15 protein-coding genes are annotated in these 18,613 nt (G+C 48.6%); 8 read left to right on the forward strand and 7 right to left on the reverse strand.

Features of this window, described 5'->3' with window-relative positions; all coding sequences use genetic code 11:
* The first annotated feature begins 2 nt into the window (after positions 1 to 2).
* The 4 genes from lpdA (at position 3) to JWG88_RS11965 (ending at position 3,058) form a co-directional block, all read left to right on the forward strand.
* On the forward strand, positions 3 to 1,400 hold the full coding sequence (gene lpdA / locus JWG88_RS11950) for a dihydrolipoyl dehydrogenase (RefSeq protein WP_205234002.1): 1,398 nt from the start codon (positions 3 to 5) through the stop codon (positions 1,398 to 1,400).
* Between the two features lie 185 nt (positions 1,401 to 1,585).
* Positions 1,586 to 1,801 (forward strand): hypothetical protein, encoded by a 216-nt coding sequence (locus JWG88_RS11955; RefSeq protein WP_205234003.1) that lies wholly within the window; start codon positions 1,586 to 1,588, stop codon positions 1,799 to 1,801.
* A 239-nt stretch (positions 1,802 to 2,040) separates the two neighbouring features.
* Positions 2,041 to 2,550 carry a ferritin-like domain-containing protein gene (locus tag JWG88_RS11960; protein ID WP_205234004.1) on the forward strand — a complete coding sequence of 170 codons (510 nt, stop codon included), beginning with the start codon at positions 2,041 to 2,043 and terminating at the stop codon, positions 2,548 to 2,550.
* An 88-nt stretch (positions 2,551 to 2,638) separates the two neighbouring features.
* Positions 2,639 to 3,058, forward strand: a complete 420-nt coding sequence (locus JWG88_RS11965) for a hypothetical protein (protein WP_205234005.1) — start codon at positions 2,639 to 2,641, stop codon at positions 3,056 to 3,058.
* A gap of 63 nt (positions 3,059 to 3,121) precedes the next feature.
* Here JWG88_RS11965 and JWG88_RS11970 read toward each other — a convergent pair whose 3' ends face one another.
* Positions 3,122 to 4,375: a cation:proton antiporter gene (locus JWG88_RS11970; RefSeq protein ID WP_205234006.1), complete on the reverse strand. Its 1,254-nt coding sequence runs from the start codon at positions 4,373 to 4,375 to the stop codon at positions 3,122 to 3,124.
* 596 nt (positions 4,376 to 4,971) lie between these two features.
* Between JWG88_RS11970 and JWG88_RS11975 the strand changes: the two genes are divergently transcribed.
* The 3 genes from JWG88_RS11975 (at position 4,972) to JWG88_RS11985 (ending at position 8,429) form a co-directional block, all read left to right on the forward strand.
* Positions 4,972 to 7,248 (forward strand): endonuclease/exonuclease/phosphatase family protein, encoded by a 2,277-nt coding sequence (locus tag JWG88_RS11975; RefSeq protein WP_205234007.1) that lies wholly within the window; start codon positions 4,972 to 4,974, stop codon positions 7,246 to 7,248.
* Positions 7,249 to 7,263: 15 nt separating this feature from the next.
* Positions 7,264 to 7,950 (forward strand): TVP38/TMEM64 family protein, encoded by a 687-nt coding sequence (locus JWG88_RS11980; protein WP_205234008.1) that lies wholly within the window; start codon positions 7,264 to 7,266, stop codon positions 7,948 to 7,950.
* Between the two features lie 137 nt (positions 7,951 to 8,087).
* Positions 8,088 to 8,429: an IscA/HesB family protein gene (locus tag JWG88_RS11985; RefSeq protein ID WP_205234009.1), complete on the forward strand. Its 342-nt coding sequence runs from the start codon at positions 8,088 to 8,090 to the stop codon at positions 8,427 to 8,429.
* Positions 8,430 to 8,514: 85 nt separating this feature from the next.
* Here JWG88_RS11985 and JWG88_RS11990 read toward each other — a convergent pair whose 3' ends face one another.
* From JWG88_RS11990 to JWG88_RS12000, 3 genes are all read right to left on the reverse strand, one after another.
* Positions 8,515 to 9,363, reverse strand: a complete 849-nt coding sequence (locus tag JWG88_RS11990; protein WP_205234010.1) for a prephenate dehydratase — start codon at positions 9,361 to 9,363, stop codon at positions 8,515 to 8,517.
* Between the two features lie 170 nt (positions 9,364 to 9,533).
* Positions 9,534 to 12,656: a hypothetical protein gene (locus tag JWG88_RS11995; protein ID WP_205234011.1), complete on the reverse strand. Its 3,123-nt coding sequence runs from the start codon at positions 12,654 to 12,656 to the stop codon at positions 9,534 to 9,536.
* A gap of 625 nt (positions 12,657 to 13,281) precedes the next feature.
* On the reverse strand, positions 13,282 to 13,914 hold the full coding sequence (locus JWG88_RS12000) for a hypothetical protein (RefSeq protein ID WP_205234012.1): 633 nt from the start codon (positions 13,912 to 13,914) through the stop codon (positions 13,282 to 13,284).
* A 705-nt stretch (positions 13,915 to 14,619) separates the two neighbouring features.
* Here JWG88_RS12000 and JWG88_RS12005 point away from each other — a divergent pair.
* Positions 14,620 to 14,937, forward strand: a complete 318-nt coding sequence (locus tag JWG88_RS12005) for a hypothetical protein (protein ID WP_205234013.1) — start codon at positions 14,620 to 14,622, stop codon at positions 14,935 to 14,937.
* Positions 14,938 to 15,211: 274 nt separating this feature from the next.
* Here JWG88_RS12005 and JWG88_RS12010 read toward each other — a convergent pair whose 3' ends face one another.
* From JWG88_RS12010 to JWG88_RS12020, 3 genes are read right to left on the reverse strand one after another with little or no spacing between them, the layout of a single operon-like run.
* Positions 15,212 to 16,465, reverse strand: coding sequence for an ABC transporter permease (locus JWG88_RS12010; RefSeq protein ID WP_205234014.1), 1,254 nt, complete (start codon positions 16,463 to 16,465; stop codon positions 15,212 to 15,214).
* A 1-nt stretch (position 16,466) separates the two neighbouring features.
* Positions 16,467 to 17,159 (reverse strand): ABC transporter ATP-binding protein, encoded by a 693-nt coding sequence (locus JWG88_RS12015; protein WP_205234015.1) that lies wholly within the window; start codon positions 17,157 to 17,159, stop codon positions 16,467 to 16,469.
* A 4-nt stretch (positions 17,160 to 17,163) separates the two neighbouring features.
* Entirely contained in the window at positions 17,164 to 18,585 is a 1,422-nt protein-coding gene (locus JWG88_RS12020) for an efflux RND transporter periplasmic adaptor subunit (protein WP_205234016.1), read from the reverse strand.
* Positions 18,586 to 18,613 lie beyond the last annotated feature (28 nt).

The following is an 18,613-nucleotide window of genomic DNA, read 5'->3' on the forward strand; positions in this document are numbered from 1 at the left end:
TTATGGCTGCAGAGAAAAACGATATATACGATCTGGTGGTGATCGGCGCCGGCCCCGGCGGTTATGTCGCCGCTATCCGCGCGGCACAACTGGGGCTCAAAGTTGCCTGCGTGGAGAAACACGACAGCCTCGGGGGGACCTGTCTCAATGTGGGATGTATTCCCAGCAAGGCGCTGTTGGAGTCGACCTGGAAATACCATGAGTGCGTGCACAGTATGGATGTCCATGGGATCACCCTGAAGGACATCTCCTTCGATCTCAAGATGATGATGTCCCGCAAGGACAGAATCGTAGCCACTCTTACCGGGGGATTGGAACATCTGTTTAAGAAAAACAGGATCGACCGTTTTACCGGGACTGCCCGCCTGCTGGAAAATCTTAAAGTGGAGGTCAGCGGGGAAAAGGTGGAGACCGTGCAGGGTAAAGCCATACTCATTGCCACAGGCAGCAAGGCCGTGGAGATACCCGGAGTGAAAAGAGATGGAGTCAATATTATTTCGAGTACCGAGGCACTTTCGCTCGATGAAGTTCCCCAACGTCTGGTGGTGATCGGCGCCGGAGCAATCGGCCTGGAAATGGGATCGGTGTGGCACCGGCTGGGTGCCGAGGTGACCGTGGTGGAATATTTTGACCGGGTGCTGCCCACTATGGATAAAGGCATTGCCAAGCAGAGTCTACGCTTTTTTAAAAAGCAGGGCCTGAAGTTCCAGCTTGGCGCGAAGATAGAGGGTGTGGAGCAGCGCGATGACGGCTGCCGCATTGAAATTGCCGGTCACGTGCCGCTTATGGCCGACAAGGTACTGGTCGCCGCCGGCAGAATGCCCTGCCTCGAAGGCCTGGGGTTCAAGGAGCTTGGCGGAGCAACCGACGGCAAAGGATTTATTGAAGTTGATTCACACTGGCAGACATCGATACCGGGAATATATGCCGTCGGCGATGTCATCGGTGGCGCCATGCTGGCCCATAAGGCCTCGGAGGAAGGGATAGCCTGCGTTGAGCGGCTGGCCACGGGATATGGCCATGTCAATTACCAGACCATTCCCAGCATTGTCTATACTCATCCGGAGATTGGCTCCGTCGGCCAAAGTGAAGAAGACCTTCAACAGGAGGGTATTCCTTTCAAAAAGGGAGTCTTCTATTTTAAGGGCAATGGCAGGGCGCTTGCCATCGAAGATCCCGACGGTATGGTCAAAGTTCTTGCCCATAAAGATACCGACAGAATTCTCGGGGTGCATATCATCGGACCGCAGGCCGGCGATCTTCTTGCCGAAGCGGTAATCGCCATTGGATTCGGGGCAAGCAGTGAAGACCTTGGCCGAACCTGCCACGCCCATCCGACTCTTTCGGAAGCACTGCGTGAAGCTGCTCTAAACGTCGAAGACAGTGCCATTCATGGTTGATGGACAAGTAAAATGTCCGCCTCCCCGCCTTATAGGTTTAGCAGGCTCTTGATACACCGGTTGTAAAGAAGACCTTTCGGGGCGTACTTGACTTTCCAAGTACCTATTTCATATAACTAATATATATGGGGTAAACACAGTCCATAATAATTCATTATCTCAAGCAGTCCACCAAGGAGGATAGAATGAGTACACCGAATAATACACCAAGTCATTGCCCGGGTTTTGAGAAGATGAGAGATCTGAAATCTTTCATGTGTAAATGCAATAATTGCGGCACCGAAGTGGAAATATTTTCTGATGAATTCAACCGGGAACATACCTGCAAAAAATGTCATGAAAAAATTGATTTTAAGCAGTGTCAGTTAGATGCCGGTGGTGCCGATAACACTCCAAGATAAAGATCACTTTTTACAATATTATGATCTCGAAACCTGCGCTGCAGAGTCCATCCAGGTAAATTCGATGGTTTTTACGAGATCATCATATCATGGTCTTCACACGAACTTGCTGTTCACTCCGCTGCGGGTGAATGTCTGGTAGATTGAAGAAAGCGGCTGCTATATGGAGGAAAACGGTTGCCTACGGGTAACCGGGGATTCGCTTTCTTACTCATTTCAATCAATTATGGAGGTTGTCAATGGACATATACATCTTTGCCATGCAGATGGAAAAGGATGGTGAGCTATATTACCGGGAACTCGCGGAAAAGAGCAAAAGTGAAGGTTTGAGGAAAATTTTCACGATGCTGGCCGAGGAAGAGATAAAACACTTCAAAATTGTCAAAGACCTGCGGGAGAAGACCGGCTTGTCTGAGGTTGTCGACACCGCAATACTCTCGGATGTGAAGAATATCTTTGAGGAGATGAGGGAGGGCAACCTCGCCTTTGAACAAGGGCTCTATGTAGATACCACTGAAGAAACAAACGCCTACAGAAAAGCGCGGGATATTGAAGAGAGCAGCAAGGATTTTTACCTTGAAAAGGCCGAGGAGTCAGTGGGCCAGCCGGCGGAACTTCTGTTTAAGAAGCTAGCCCGGGAAGAGGACAAGCATTTTCGCATCATGGATAACATAGTTGAATTTGTATCGCGACCGGAACCGGGCAACTGGCTCGAGGATGCGGAATTTTATCATCTGGATCAATATTAAGCGGGAAGGTAATCCGGTCATGTTGCAAATGAACTACCAAAGCACTTATCCAGCACAGCTGGGTTAGAATAAAGAAAGGAGAACCGCAATGAAAGACAGCTCAAACCTTCATTTAAAAGTTCAGGAAATGTGTGACTGTTTTGCAACGACTGATCCACTCCAGGAAATGTACGAGATGGCCAAAGCCCCTGTAGAAGATGAAGGGGAAATTAAATGGATCGCGCTGGCTCTTTTGCATGGAATCAACAGCTATGCCGAAAAAATCACACTGTCTGTAGGTAAAGATGGTGATATGGAAGTGATAGCTAAATATAAGAAGTCGGAACTGCCGGCTCCTCCACCTGAAACCGGGAAAAAAGTAATGGAGGCTATTCGTGGTATCACCCATATGGAAAAAAAACGAGAAAAATCCATTCTTGCTTTAGGTGTTCGAGACAGCAGCATGGATCTGGAGATAAAAACCAGCAGGAAGGGGGACAGAGACATTATAAAAATTGTTTTTCCGTGATATGACGTCCCCGCCTGGATATGAAGTCACCCCGAGAATTTCCGAGGCTGGCGATCCAGACATTTACTCACGCCGCAGAGCCCAGTGGAGCAGCAGGGTGGTGCCGAGGCATGTTATACTGCAGACCTGTACCATAGCGGCGTAGAGGTCATCAGGCATAGCCCATTCACCCAGCTGACTGCCGCGTTGAATGATCACCATGGCGATCTCAGCACGGGGAACCATGCTGACACTGATAAGAAAGGCTCCGTAGGTTGTGGTAAACAATCTGCTGAATATGCCGACACCGACGACTTTCCCCAGTACAGCGACAACAACTAATATAAGACCGCTGCCGAAAGAGGCTGTAACCAGCGAAGGGTCGACCTGGAAGCCGATATGGATAAAAAAATAAGGAATGAAAAACAGATAAATGCTCTGATAAAACGGCTCAACGCCATAGTCCCGACGGTGCCGGCTTAACAGAAGTCCGGCTAAAAGCGCTCCTACCGGAAGAGACAATCCGATCAGACCGGCTGTGCCGGCTATAATAAAACCTATACCAATTACAAAGATTAAAACGGTTGCCTTGTTGCCGATCTTTCGTGCACTCTGGAGCAGAGGCTGTTCCAGAAATCTCCCTGCGAGTACGACCAAAAAGACGAAGATCAGGAACTTAGCCCCAAACAGTCCCGCCTGGATAAAGAGCGTCTGCACTAATTCGGTTACCGGAAGTGATACGGAGGAGGCTGCTTCAGAGAATTCGCGAAGGACGGGCGCAATGCTGAACAGCAATGCCATCAGGGCAACACCCGATATGTCGTCAAGCTCGGCCGTGTCAAGTAGAAGATCACCCTCCCTGCTCCCCATCTTTCCGGTATCCTCCCATACAGCCAGAGAAACTCCGACGCTTGTGGCTGTCATGGCTACGCCTGTGAAAAGACTGGGAATTAAAGAATAATCAAGTAGATATCGGGTGATATAATAGGCGGGTACGCCGCTTATGATCATGGCCGGCAGCCAAATGACGCTTGCCTTGGGCAATTCCTCCAGCAGGGCATGGATGTCGCTTTCAATACCGACCTTGAAGAGGAGAATGATTATCCCTATCGCTGAAAGAAAGGAAAGGACTGTTTCCCCACTTTCATTCATCAGTGGTATTTTTCTGTCGATTACCGCGAGAACTCCGCCTATCAGCAGATAACCGAGAATCGGAGGGAGAGAGAAGCGCTCAAGGCAGGTCTTGGTAATCAGACTGATGATGGTCAAGGCTCCAAAAATGAGAACCAGGAGAGGCATTTCCGAATGTACCGAAAAAATTTGGATTGCAGGTTGCATAATGCAAAATATTTCCAAATAGTTATGGGGTGGCGGGTGTGCCGCAAACGGGATTTCGGAAAAAATCTCATTAGCCTGTGGGCATAAGAGCTTACTGGAACACTACAGGTAAGCCTATCAAAAAAGTATCCTGCAGGCCAGTGGTAACTTTGCCAAGGCAGTATGTCGAGCTGATGCCGCCGGGATTTCGCCCTTGATATGGAAGTCTGGAACACCAACGATCTCGAAATATCTCTTAGTCGTCATGGTTTTAAAAGGTGTCAAAATGGTTATAGTAGCAGCCTGCCTGTTGTGGATTTATTCAACGCAGAGGGGAGGAAATCCTCCAAATCTGCTTTATCGCGGAGTCCATCTCGGCAACTTCGATGGCATTTTAAGATTTGATAATATTTGGATAAAAATCAGATACTTTTCCAGACATCAGGTTTGCATTATCAATGCAGGAGAGTTATCCGGAGAGCGAGAATTTGATCACCAATCTGGGGAAAATATTACAGAGTTTCCGTCGAAAAATTGGACGAAGCGAGTGGACTGTCCAGCGCATTCAATCTTCAGAGAGAAAGCCGGATCAGGATATTCATTTACCAGGCGTCCTTATGATTCAGATCGACGGATTGGGATACGAACAATTCCTGAGTGCTATCGAGAAAAGAAGACTGCCCTTTCTGCAGCGCATGATTCAGCGGGATAATTTTGTGCTGAGAAAGTTTTATTCAGGGCTGCCGTCAACTACTCCTGCCGTACAGGCCGAATTGTTCTATGGGGTAAAGTGCAGCCTGCCCGCCTTTAATTATTATGATCGGCTTGAGGAGCGGGAAAAGGTGATGTTTGATGCCGATGCAGTTGATGAACTTGCCCACAAACTGGAAAAGAATCATAGGGGTCTGCTCAGAGGGGGCAGTTCCTATTCCAATATTTTTGCAGGTGGAGCGGCGGAGGCACCCTTCTGTATCCAGTCGATGAGCCTGGAGTCCATCTTCCGGAATATAAAAATCAGGAATACCATTCTCATCTTCATCGCCAATATCGAGAAAATAGTTCGTATTATCGGCTTATCGTTTCTGGAGATGGGATTGGCAATATATGATTTTTTCAAAGGAATCTTGCTTCGTAAAAATCCCTTTAAGGAATTTAAATTCATATTTTCGCGGATCGGAGCCTGTATCGTCCTTCGGGAGATGGTCCGTCTTCATGTTAAGATTGATATTGCCCGGGGCCTGCCGATCATACATGCAAATTTTGTGGGTTATGATGAACATTCCCATCGCCGCAATCCGAATTCTGCTTTTGCCCTTTGGACCCTTAAGGGGATAGATGCGACGATCAAGGATATGGTGCACAAGGCTGTGCGCTCGGAAAATCGTGACTACCATGTCTTTATTTACTCAGATCATGGTCAGGAAGCGACAGTGCCATTTGTAGTGGAGCATGGCAGGACGCTTCGCGAAGCCATAGAGGTGGCATTTGAGGAAGGTCCGTTGAAGGATTGCAGCTTTGCCGAACCGGAAAGTGTCATCCCCCACATCAGACTTCATCAGCGCAACAAGGGCTTCTTCAGGAATTCAAAAAGAGAGAATGGAACTTCCGGCGCAGAGGAGAGTGTGGCCGACAAGAAGATTCATACTACCGCCATGGGACCTCTTGGCCATATTTATCTGCCCATAAATCTTGATCATGAACAGATGCAGGAATATGCGGATCGACTGGTCCAGACGGCCAAAATTCCCCTGGTTTTCTATAGAGCAGATGACGACGTTATTTGTGTCACTGGATCCGGTTCTGGAACACTTTCCCAAAAAGCAGCCGAAGCATTTGGGGAGGATCATCCACTTCTTCAGGAAGTGACCAGGGACATGGAAATTCTCTGCCGCCACAGGGACGCCGGAGAATTCATTATTTCGGGCTGGCGCCCACAAGGGGCGCCCTTGACCTTTCCCATTGAAAACGGATCCCACGGCGGTCCGGGTAAAAATGAGACTCAAGGTTTCGTTATTGTACCGGATATCTTGGATGTCATGGACCAACCTGTTCTGCGCGCCCTCGATCTTCGCAGGCATGTCAGATCGATTCTCCGGAATGGTCAGCCCGTTATGGTACCGGCTTTGAAAAAGGGCCACCAGGCTCTCCAGACCATCAAGGTCATGTCGTATAATATCCACAGCTGCATCGGCATGGACGGTAAACTCTTTCCGGAGCGTATTGCCCGGATCATCAGTCGGCTATCTCCTGATATCGTGGCATTGCAGGAGGTAGACAGGAAAATGTCGCGCACCGGCAACCAGGATCAGGCCAGTCTGCTGGCTGAACAGCTGAATATGCAAAGGAGCTATTTTCCGGTGTTAAAAGGCCGGAATGGTGAATACGGACTTGCAATCCTAAGTCGTTTTCCGTTAAAGGTCATAAGTTGCACTTATCTGCCGCTGGTGTCGAACACCGCTTTCACCGAAAAAAGAGGGATCATGTGGATTCGTATCGACACTCAGAATGGACCGTTGCATGTACTCAACACCCATTTAAGCCTTATAAAAAAAGAAAGAATTGTTCAGATGCAGTATGTCATCGAAAATATTGTCGATAGGATCCCGTTGTCGGAGCCCGTCATTTTCTGCGGAGATTTCAATGCCGGCGTCCGTTCGACAGTGTATACTCTACTCTCGAAAAAGTTGAAAGATGCCCAGAAAATCCATTCCCATTTTCAGCCTGATCCAACGTTTTTTTCATCATATCCGTTATTTACGCTTGATCATATTTTTTACTCAGATCACTTGGCACCGATTGAAGTTGCCGTTGTCAATGACTGGGAATGCAGGTTGGCATCCGATCATCTCCCGGTGTCGGGAATTTTTCTTCACCACCCTCAAATTAAGAAATAACAATACATCATAACTATGAAGGTAAAACATATTCGCAAGAGAAACATCTCCTTACTGATCGCCAAGCTCGGCTTCCTGGCAATTTTCCTGGCAACAGCTTTCTACCTTATACACAGTCATAATTTGCTGGTCATCCTTAAAGAGTATCTGGAGAGCAATATCAATCCTGTATTTTTTCTGCTTCTGATGCTTATTCTGCCGATTGTCGGGGTGCCTTTGTCGTTCTTCCTGGTGCTGGTAGGCATGAAGTTTGGTACAGCTGAAGGTGTACTGCTGTCTGCTGCCGTGATGCTCTTCCATATGGCGGCGACGTATTTTCTTATACATTCCTTTCTGCGGAAGTGGATTTATGCCCTGCTTAAATTTTTTCATATACCGGTTCCGGAAATCAAAGGTGATCACAATAAGTGGCATGCCTTCATCTTCATGCTCATTCCAGGGCTGCCCTATGCAGTAAAAAATAATCTGCTGGCAATGACAGGAATGCCATTGCTTCCTTACCTCACCATTAACTGGGTAGCCCAATTCGGCCTGAGTATCCCTTTGATTATTCTGGGCAGCGCTGTAATGGAAATGAATCTGGCAATCCTGGGAATCGCCCTGGCTCTGTTACTTGCCGCCTATCTCCTGCAGTACTTTCTGCGAAAAAAATACAGGAAAACCATCATCCCGGAAGAAACACCAGGCAACGCGGGGACTTAACCGGAGAAATAATCGAAAGGGCAGGCTTGACTTGGGAATGCTCCGTTGCTAGCGTATCCAATCAAATGGAAAAAAGGATCATGGAGGGTCCATGGTGTATCCTTGATTTCTCTTAAATAGAATGGAAGGTGAAATTCATGGTTGATGTAACAACCTTAGCACAAGAAAAACTAAACGAATATATGCTGCAAAATAACATCTCATCTCCTCTGCGTGTCATGCTGATGGAGGGCGGCTGTTCCGGCCCGGCGCTGGGACTTGCCCTTGATGAGGAGAAGAAGAGCGATGATGTTACCACTCTGGATGAGTTGACATTTCTCATCGAGAAAAACCTTTTGAGCGAATGCGGTGAGGTCTCTATCGATTTTGTCGATGCAGGCAGTCAATCGGGATTCAGCATAACATCCTCGAACCCTCTGCCTGGAGCAGGGAGTGGTTGTCATTCCGGCTCCTGCGGTTCCGGAGGATGCGGCTGCTGATAACTACTAGTCAGTTTTTCGCCGTACCGGATTGAATGGTACGGCGGAGAATCTTCAGGAATCCGGATAATTTTTAACTGCGGGTTCAAGGGGCGTATCTGTAGTCATGGGCTGGATAGGTTCCCAGCAGGACAACCTTTTTGGCAAAAAAACCTAGTTCTTCCAAGGCCAGCTGCAACGGCCGTTCGTCAACATGACCTTCAACGTCGGCATAAAAGCTGGCAACGTTGAAGTACTTGCCGACATAACTTTCGAGCTTTACCATTTGCACGCCGTTGGTGGCAAATCCACCCAACGCTTTATACAATGCGGCCGGAATATTGCGGACTTCAAAAACGAAACTGGTGATATAGCGCTGCCCTTTCCGGGCTGGAGAGACCACGTTGCTGCGAGAGAAAACCAGAAATCGTGTAGTGTTGTGATCCGCATCCTGCACATCTTTCCTGAGTATATCCAGACCGTAAATGTCGGCTGCCAGTTCAGAACCGATGGCCGCCTGGGTAAGATCTTTCCATTTTTTGATATCGGAAGCTCCCTTGGCAGTATCGGCCACCACATGGCTGGTGAGTTGCAACTCTTTTATAATTTTTTTGCATTGGGGTATAGCATGAACGTGACTGTGGACATCGGTCAATTCAGCTATTTTAGCTCCTGGTACACCTAACAGGCAATGGCGTATTTTCTGAAAATGTTCGCCGACAATGAAGAGACTGCCGTTGGGGATAAGATCGTGCACATCGGCTACGCGGCCGGCGAGGGAGTTGTCCACGGGGATCATGGCAAGATCAGCTTCTTTTTTGCGGACGGCGCGGAAAGCGGCATCGAAAGAAACACAGGGTACGGTCTCGAGATCAGGGTAGGCCATTCTGCAGGCAAGATCTGAGTAGGCTCCGGCCATTCCCTGGAAGGCTATGGTTTTAAATCTTTTTTTCATTTTCTTTCTGGATTCTATATTGGTGCGGAAAGATCTTTGTAGAGGATCTCAACTAACCGCAAATTCATGGTATATATTGTCATTGCCAAAGAAGATCATACCCCCTGAGAATAAAGGCTGCAACGGCTATTCTCAGCCGTAAATTCATCCCCTGCATCGCAGGCTCCAGGCTACAGCCACTTTTTGGTTGAGCCGATTTTTTCGAGGTCGTGAAGATATTCTTCTGATCGATCGAGATAAAAGGACAGTGCCCGCGAGAAATTTTTTCCCACCAGTCCATCTACAAATACCTGACTTATTTCACGATGCCGTTTTAGCACCAGCTGGGAGCGATAGAAAATCAACCATTCCTCCCGTGACATATTCTCGAAGATGATCTTCAATGCCTTGCCGGCACGCGGCTGATACATCCAGAAATACATGAGGTCCAGGGCGTTGACGATAAGGTATTTCTCCTGTTCTCTTGCCTCGTAATTGAGGGTCTCCATCATCACCTTGGGGGATTGCAGGATGTCGAGGACGTCTTCTTCGGGGAAAAACAGGTCAAGGCGCGAGAAGACGGCAAAAAGTTGGGAAATTTTAAGACGATAGCCGGCGAGCCTCGCTCTGATATTGGCCTGCCTGTCGGCCAGTCCTTCAATTATCGCAGCGACGAAATCCGAGGCGAGTTTGGAGATGATTGCTGCCCATTTCTGCAGTTCTCCACTCACATTGACCGCTCCACCGACAACCAGAATCGATCCGATTAATGAGTTGAGGACAATGGCCAGGGGAATAGCCAGGATGGAACGGAAAAAGTTGCCGACAACGGCGCTTTTCGGCAGGCCTCTATAGCTATTATGACTGGAAATATAGATACCGTTGGCCAGTCCCATAACAGTATAGAGGAGTATCGGGTTGGTTGCCGTGGTAACTCCGAGAGTTTGGTCGAGGAGGAGCGTTTTGACGAAATAGTCGAGAAGGGGGACAGAAAATCCGGTATACAGCAGAGAATCGGCAATACGGCTCCAGCTAATCAGGGAGTTCCACGGCAGCAGGGGAGATCGGCGCAGACCTCCGCCGCCCAGCACCGATTGAATTATATTGCGGAAACCGGTGATGCCAAACCAGATAAATGCACCGAAATAGGCGAGCAGCCACCAGTCTTTAGTCAGATAGAAAGTGAGAAAGGCAGGAATGAGACCCAAAAGAACCTTCAGACTGTTTTTCAGGTTGGTATTGAGGTATTTCCAGGGATCACCAAGCCGTTCTTCCTCGTCCGGCTGAGCCGGGGACTTGTCGAAGTCGCCGTTACGGCCAATGCCTCCAAGCGTCGAAATATTGCCGGTGGTTTGCGGGTGAACCTGGAAGCCTTCCAGGCTCCAGTCCTTCCATTGCTGATATCGCGGATTGGTAAAGAAAGGCAACCTGCCGAGAATAGTGATTTTCTCATCGAGTTCAAAGGTGTAGAGGCTGCGGCTGTGTTTGTGCATGGTGAGATAGGCGGTTACCGGAATCAGGCTTCTATTGTTGCCGGCTGCCTCTCTTTTCGCCATTCTTGCAGCCCGGGCAGGCAGGGTGTCGACGACAACCAGTCCCATACCGTACTGATGCTCGGACTGTCCTGTAGAACCCGAGCCGATATGTGAGCCAAGTGTCCTGTTTTTATAATAGTTGTGAAATTTCTCAAGATCGTAGAGAATATCAAGCAGATCACGTTTTCGCTGTATCATTTCTTGAAATTCTTCCTGCAGTTCTTCCTGGCCGCCATCGGGCATGAGTTCGACATTTTTAACCAGCCGATGGTGCTGCTCTTCAAAATCCCATATAATCTCATGTATTACTCGTTTGAGGCTGATGACATTGTCCTCGTTCAGAGCTTTCTGCAGGTTGCTTATCAGGCTGTAATGTATTTGCGGGCTCTGTAAATCGACTGCTTCTCCGTCATAATCCAGTATCCCGGTAGCCGGACCCGAGGTGATGCCATGCGCGGCATCCTTGAGATTGTAGGACTCGATATGGCTGATCATACCCTCAGATGAATAGAGGATCTCCATGGTGTCCTGAATAGAAAGATTACTCAGGTTGAGCGTGAACCTGGAACTGGAATGAAGGGAGAGGAGCCGGGCAAGCAGCTCTTTTGGGCTGAGCTGAAGAAGATCGGGAGTGTCGGGGCTGTCCTGGGGATGGTTTGGATCGTGGGCTTCGGGATTTCTGGCGGCAAGGAGGTATCGTTGAATTATTGATTCGATGTTGAGTTGCCTGAGTTGCTCAAGCCGCTGGTGGAAATGAACCCTGTTCTGATCTTCAGACATTTCCTTATGCAGATGGGCTGCCACCTCATTGTAGATAAATCTGGCCAGATGGAGAATAGAAGGTTGGCCGGAGCCGACAAAATCCATAAAATTCTCAACGGAGAGAGGCTCGAGTGAGAGCTGCAGGGTTTCATTGATCTCCTTGCGGTGTCTCGCATTGAACACCTCTATGACATCGAAAACATAGCGCTGCTGATAACGGGAAACCTTGCGGCCTTCTTCCATCAGCTTCATAACCGCTTCTTCTCTGAGAAACTTGAGGAATGACTCATCGTCCAGACCATGAGGGCGCCAGGTGAAGCGCACGTATTTTTCACGGAATCTTGCTGACATATCGATACCGACTTGAATACGTACGTCGAGAATTGCACTTGCCTCTAGAAGCTCTTCCACCACCTCGGCTTTGACAAAGTTGTAATAGACGACCGTCAGGTGTCTGATGCCCTTGATCCAGGCGTCCATTACCAAATGTGTCGGTGATTTGCGTCCTTTGGTATTGGCATCATGAACATGATCGTCAAAGGCATACTGATTCCATTCCTCCGGCATCTCCAGAAGGTGATATTTGGCAAGCTCCGCTCGTACCAGTCTGGGATTGCCCGTCGAAACCATGCGGAAATCATGTGCCAGTTTGAGGCGATGCAGAGTATTGTCTTCGCTGCGCAGCAGATCCTTCATGATCTGCAGCAGAACGCGTGCCGTGTTTTTACGGAAAAAGGTAGTGGAAGAGAGAAATGCCTCATCGCGGAGCGAGCGCAGGGCCTTTATGCGATCAGCGGCTTGTCCTTTTTCAAAGGTACCGAGAAGGCTGGCAATGGCATAGGCTATGCGCAGGCCCTGCGGTGCCGCCATCTCCTTTATTCCCTGTGGATGCATATGAACGCTCAACAGGGTACGCAGGGTCTGGGACTTGTTTCCTCGTTCCAGGACATCATTGACGATATGGAGAAGCTGGTGATCGTTTTTGTCAAAAAAGATTTTTCCAGTCAGATGTTTCATAATATGAGGAAAAAAGGGCATTCAATACCTGGAGTTGTCATGATGTTGCCGCCGATTATGAGGAATGGAGACGTCTGTCGGTCGGTGAGAATTTTCTTTGTCACCTGTCCGAAAATAAGTTTATTGATATTCTATCGTAAATACAAAGAAAGGTCACTTGGATACTATTGCCTGGTGTTGATATAACTGGCAGAGATATCACTCCGTCAGCTGCCGGGTTGATGAAAGGTATCGCTTTGCCAATTCCCGCTCTTTCACGCGAAAGGCAATTTGTTGGCGTCTATGCCCGTCGGTACACCCCCACCTCCATGCTCTGGTGCCGACGGTTTTTTTCTGGGGAGCGGTTATTTTCTTTGTCTTGCAGAAGGAAAGGAATCTACATAAAAATCAGGGCAGCCTTATAAAACATTGTTTTATAACCCGATGCTGCCAGCGCTGGTTTCAATAGCCGTTGGCACCCCGAGTCTGGCGCGTGCAACTGTTCGGCGAGCATCTTTCTCCAAAAGGCTTCTGCTCTGCATTTCTGCTCCGCAGCCGTCGATAAACCTTTCTGTTGCTATAATACGTGTTCTGTCGAATAAAATACGCTGTGGCTGCATGAGCAAATGTTCACTTTGCCCGGGGCTCACCAGTCCCTTCTCAAATAATCCAACCAGTCAACATCACCATCTTTATCAATATCGCTATGTGTTCCATCACCACTGTGTAATGTAACATGATCCACTTCGTGCTTGGGAGAGCCAATTTGCAATAGTACTTGTTCTTGATACTTCATGCATAAAATCTCAGCTTCACGCTCTTTCCAGGCCTGGTCAGGTACCGCCTTCCGGGACTTGCCGCCGGCCAGATATTGATAAAATAATTCCGAATGAACAGATTCATGGGCAAGTACACCCGCATACCACGTTGCTGAGTAATAAGCGGTTACGTCATTCACCTCAAACCTCGGCGGCTCTTCGAATGCCCACATGGCACTGCGCTTTCCCTGTTCGATGATTCCTATATATTTATGTACCTTGAGGAATGCATCGGGACTGCCTTTCTGCAATAGATCCAGCGCCTGTTTCGTTTTATCGATAAATTCGTCACTTCCAATAATCTCGATAGCGAAAGAATGCCCATTGATTTGATTGTAAATACGTGCCTTTTTTATATCCCTGTTCATCACCTTAATAGCACTCATTGCGGAAAACAGTAAAAGCACCGTTATGAAAAGAAGTAATCGAGGCATAGCCTGTTTAGAGAGGAAACTGGGCATAACTTTATCCGATTGTCTGCAAAACCCATCGACGATTCGCCAAAATCATCGGACTTTGAGTGAGGCCGGGATTCCAGTTATCTCGGCCTGCACGTAGATAATCTCAACGCCAAAAACCAATGCTTTTAATATAATAACGAGTTGCAGTTGAACAATGAAGGCACAGGCCAAAACGAAATTTTGTTTTTTTGCCTATCTGATTGACAGAATAACGACGACCCCGAGTTTACCTGCTTCAAGCAGGACATTTCCTGATAATCCGAATAATTTTCATGATCGGGGGGTAACTTTTCCGGAAAAAAGGAAAAATAATTCATAATTAATGAACACTATCCAGAATCTCATTTTTAATGGGCGTTTACGTTTTGGAAAAATATTACATTTCCATATGTTAACATAGTGAAGCAGGTATGGAGCGCTTTTTGCAAAACCAGTATTTAGTTTTTGATTTATGAATATATACAAAACGTCGAATTGGACATTGCCATGACATGCCGACGGTTTGCAGCGGCACCATTATTCAATACACAATGCCTGGTGAAAAAGGGGATTCAATCGATTTTCCCCTTCAGACCGAAAGACTGTCATTTAGAAGGATAATGAAGGCGGACAACGAGGTAAATGAAGGTGGACAACGAGGTAAAAAAAATCAGGAAAGGCTACTTGTAGATATCTCTAACAGATTCAAATGCGGAGGATAACACTATGAAAAAGTTAATAGGTATGTTTGGTGCTCTAATCGTAGCAGTATTATTGGTTTACTCAGTCAATGTGACGGCTCCGCCTGCTCCGGATCCGCCGCCGCCACCACCGCCTCCGGCCAATGAATGTACTCCGGGGTACTGGAAAAACCACACTGAAGTATGGTTCGGAGAGCAGTGCGGCGGTGATACTTTCTCCGATGCGGTATTGCTGGACATGCTCAGTCCAGAGGACGGTGGACTTGGCAGGGTAAAGGAAAACCGGGAACTTGCGGCCTATTTATTGAATACCTGTGAAGCTGTTGTGCCGAATTGCGAGTAATCTTGCCGGATAGGATGGATAAGATACTGGAGACATACGTGGAATTTGCAAGTAGCCCGCCACCTTTGTGACCACAGCCTTTAAGCTATCTTCAAAAATTGTCTATTTGCCCTAGCTCAGCGTTGCGTGAAAATAACTTTTCCCGTATATCAGTTGTGTGCCTATGGCAAAATTCTCTCACACGCCTTGATTTAGTTCTTGTCGATTGCTTTCTTGTTGTCCTTAAAGAAAAACAAGCTGTCTAATGGTGCTTATATTTTTTTTAAGGCAGTCTTTAGTCATGCCGCAGGGCTTCGATTGGATCAAGCTGTGCGGCGCGTTTGGCTGGATAGATGCCGAAAATAATGCCGATTGTCATGCTGATGAACAGAGAAAGTGCTATGCTGGCAGGGGTAACCAGCGTCGGCAGCCCACTATAGCGGGTAACCAGCCATGGAATAAAGAGCCCCAGGCCTATGCCGAGAAGCCCTCCGAGCATGGAAAGAACCACGGTCTCGATTACGAATTGCCGGAGAATTTGACGGCGCTTGGCACCAATGGCCCTGCGGATGCCGATTTCCCGGGTGCGCTCCGTCACATTGGCCAACATGATATTCATTATGCCGATACCGCCGACCAGCAAACTGATGGCCGCTATGCTGCCCAGAACGACATTGAACGTTCGCTTGGTCCTCTTGGCCTCGCGCAGTAAGGTTAACGGAACCTGCAACTGATAATCCACCCGCTCATGAAACGTTGTTAACATGGTTTTTATGGCATGGGCGGTGGATTCCACCCGGTCAGCCTGGTTCACCTCTACTAGGATCTGGTGCAGTTCAACCAGATTTCGTTCATTGGTACCTGAAGATCTTCGGGTGATGATGTCGCCAAAACGTTGGCGTAGAGTGGTCAGAGGAATGTAGGCATCCTCGCGCCGATCGGGAAATTGGATACCTTCCGAGAGCATCAAATGGCTTTTTACAATACCGACGATTGTAAAAAGCTTGCCATCAATGCGTACTTTCGCTCCAATGGATTCTCCCCCTGACAGCATTCTCCGGGCGGCATATTCAGTGAGAACAACTACATTATTATTTCCTTCAAGGTCTCGCGGCAGCAGAAATCTGCCCGTCAGCAGCGGTCGTTTGACTAAATGAACCCAGTCCGGTGTGGTTCCCACCAGTCTCAGTTCCAGGGAGCGGCTGCCAACTCTGCCGATCTCTCTCTGCAGGCGAACCGGAACAGTACGCACGACTGTTTCGAAACTCTGACGGATGCGTTTTTCATCTTTTGCGAGGAGACCATAAACGTTGACCAACTGTTCCTGGGCAATGGCAGTCTCGGCAGGATTGATGCTGTTGACGATAATGTTGTTGCTGCCCAACATCTTGACCTGTTCCATGGCCTGGTGGCTTGCCCCCTCACCCACCGCCAGCATGGCCACGACACTGCCTACCCCGAAAACCATGCCCAATATGGTCAGCAATGATCTCAGGCCGTGCATCATGAGATTCTTAATACCAAGATGGATTTCGCGTATCAGCATCATGTCACGTCAGAATTTTGTCGATCCGGCCATCCCGGAGATGGAGCTTATTGGAGGCCCAGGATGAGGTGTGCTGGTCATGGGTCACCACCAAAATCGTGGTGCCCTGGGCGTTTAATGTGCTTAGCAGTTGCATGATTTGCCTGCTCGAAGCACTGTCAAGGTTACCGGTGGGTTCATCGGCCAGAAGAAGGAGGGGGCTATTGGCCATAGCTCGAGCCACTGCCACGCGCTGCTGCTCGCCTCCCGACAATTCTCCGGGGCGGTGGTCCAGCCTGTCGGCCAACCCGACCTGGGTCGCCAACTCCCTGGCCCTTCGCGAAGCGGCCAACCGATCTTTTCCAAGATAGGACAGGGGGAGCTCTATGTTCTCCTGCACCGTCAGTTGGGGGATGAGATTGAAACTCTGAAAGATGAAACCAAGATGGCGCAGTCGCAGGTCACTGAGCTGGTCGTCACTCAGTCCGGACACCTCCTGTTCTTCAATATGGTAACGTCCGGCGCTGACCCTGCACAGGCAGCCAAGCACGTTAAGCAGACTGGATTTGCCCGCACCGCTGCCACCCATGATGGCCCAGAATGAACCTTTGGTAAAAGCTATGTTGATGTCGTCCAGGGCTGCAACGCGTTGTGCATCTGTTTGATAAATCAGGCTGACGTTGTCTAAACGGCAGGCGTAATCGCTGGAACTTTTCATGACATTAGAGAGGAGGGGTGAGCAGCAGGCGATCCCCCTCCCGTACCCCGCTGATGATCTGGATCATGATATCATTGTCCATGCCCGTTTCCACCTCGACCGGCCGCTCGCGGCCCTCAAGATAGACAACAGAATGTCCGTTTCTCCTGACCACGGTTTGTATTGGGGCATACAGGGTCTCTGCGAAACGTTCAACCAGGATTTCAACCTGACAACTCATGCCGGTGCGTAGAGCACGAGCATTACCGTCGAGGTAAATCATGGTTGTATAGTATTTAAGGTTGGAATTGAACCAGTTGCTTTCCGCATCCGGAAGAGGTGAGATGGCTGCAACCCTGCCCGAAAATTCTTTCCCGGGAAGAGCATCCACGCGCACTCTTGCCGGTAAACCAATTTCCATGATGTGGAGGCGCACTTCAGGAACTCTCAATTCGGCCAGCATCGTGGAGTTTTTCGTCAAGTAGATGAGTTCTTGTCGTTCTTTGATATCCTGTCCGGCCTCCAGTGGGGATCTGTTTCTCATCCATCCTTTGGCAGTGGTTGCATAGACAACCAAACCATTGGTCGGGGCGATGATCCGGGTTTTTTTTAACTGCATTCCGAGTTTTCCGAGCTTGTTTTTTTCCTGCTGGAATTGAGACTCCTTGGCTCGCAGTTCGGCCTCGGCCTGGACTATATCCGCCGCTGCTTTGCGGATTGCTCTTTTGGAGGCCATGAGGCTTTGGTGAACAGCGCTCTCCAGTTCGGCAATCGTACGTTTGTAGCTATAATTTTTCAGGAGGGCGAGATTCTCCAATGCTAGATCGAGTTCGATTCCGGCCTTTTGGGCCGCGAGTTCGTCGCTGTTCAGTTCTGACCCGGAGAGAAATTTTTGACCGCGCAGTTTCTTAGACCACTCCAGCTTTTCTTCGCTTCTCTGCAGGGATTCCTTTTTGAGAATCACATTTGACTGGAGTTCTTTCAGTGAGTTTGGGTAATCGCCTTCGGTGTATTTGGTCAGATCCTGTTTGGCGAACTCATGTTGGAGTTCAGCCAGCTCAATATCGCTTTTGGCCTGATTTTTGACGACATCAAGCTTTTCCCTGGCGTTGACCCAAGCGGCTTCGGCGTTATCGACTGCGATTTCCTGATTGACAATTTCACCCTGTAGCCTGCTGGAATCCAACTCCAGTAATAGATCCCCCTTATTAACCTCTCTTCCCTCCTCAATGACCCACAACACCGTTGTGCTGCCCTCCACTTCGCTCCTGATAATCTCCTTCTCTCTGGCCTTGATGACACCGGCTTCGCTTACCGTGATTTCAAGCGGCCCATTTTTAATTTGAAAATACTCGCGGATTTCCGGATCATCGTCAATCGAGGCCCCCGGGGAGCGGAAGAATACAATCCCGGTGAAGATAGCAAGGACTAGGAGGAAAGTTGCCATCTTACTCGATAACGAACCTCGCATTTTT

The sequence above is a fragment of the Desulfopila inferna genome, from assembly GCF_016919005.1.
Taxonomy (GTDB): Bacteria; Desulfobacterota; Desulfobulbia; order Desulfobulbales; family Desulfocapsaceae; genus Desulfopila_A; species Desulfopila_A inferna.

Coding starts and splice junctions, on each gene's coding strand:
- lpdA (WP_205234002.1), top strand. CDS start 3: ATGGCTGCAGAGAAAAACGATATATACGATCTGGTGGTGATCGGCGCC.
- JWG88_RS11955 (WP_205234003.1), top strand. CDS start 1,586: ATGAGTACACCGAATAATACACCAAGTCATTGCCCGGGTTTTGAGAAG.
- JWG88_RS11960 (WP_205234004.1), top strand. CDS start 2,041: ATGGACATATACATCTTTGCCATGCAGATGGAAAAGGATGGTGAGCTA.
- JWG88_RS11965 (WP_205234005.1), top strand. CDS start 2,639: ATGAAAGACAGCTCAAACCTTCATTTAAAAGTTCAGGAAATGTGTGAC.
- JWG88_RS11970 (WP_205234006.1), bottom strand. CDS start 4,375: ATGCAACCTGCAATCCAAATTTTTTCGGTACATTCGGAAATGCCTCTC.
- JWG88_RS11975 (WP_205234007.1), top strand. CDS start 4,972: ATGATTCAGATCGACGGATTGGGATACGAACAATTCCTGAGTGCTATC.
- JWG88_RS11980 (WP_205234008.1), top strand. CDS start 7,264: ATGAAGGTAAAACATATTCGCAAGAGAAACATCTCCTTACTGATCGCC.
- JWG88_RS11985 (WP_205234009.1), top strand. CDS start 8,088: ATGGTTGATGTAACAACCTTAGCACAAGAAAAACTAAACGAATATATG.
- JWG88_RS11990 (WP_205234010.1), bottom strand. CDS start 9,363: ATGAAAAAAAGATTTAAAACCATAGCCTTCCAGGGAATGGCCGGAGCC.
- JWG88_RS11995 (WP_205234011.1), bottom strand. CDS start 12,656: ATGAAACATCTGACTGGAAAAATCTTTTTTGACAAAAACGATCACCAG.
- JWG88_RS12000 (WP_205234012.1), bottom strand. CDS start 13,914: ATGCCCAGTTTCCTCTCTAAACAGGCTATGCCTCGATTACTTCTTTTC.
- JWG88_RS12005 (WP_205234013.1), top strand. CDS start 14,620: ATGAAAAAGTTAATAGGTATGTTTGGTGCTCTAATCGTAGCAGTATTA.
- JWG88_RS12010 (WP_205234014.1), bottom strand. CDS start 16,465: ATGATGCTGATACGCGAAATCCATCTTGGTATTAAGAATCTCATGATG.
- JWG88_RS12015 (WP_205234015.1), bottom strand. CDS start 17,159: ATGAAAAGTTCCAGCGATTACGCCTGCCGTTTAGACAACGTCAGCCTG.
- JWG88_RS12020 (WP_205234016.1), bottom strand. CDS start 18,585: ATGGCAACTTTCCTCCTAGTCCTTGCTATCTTCACCGGGATTGTATTC.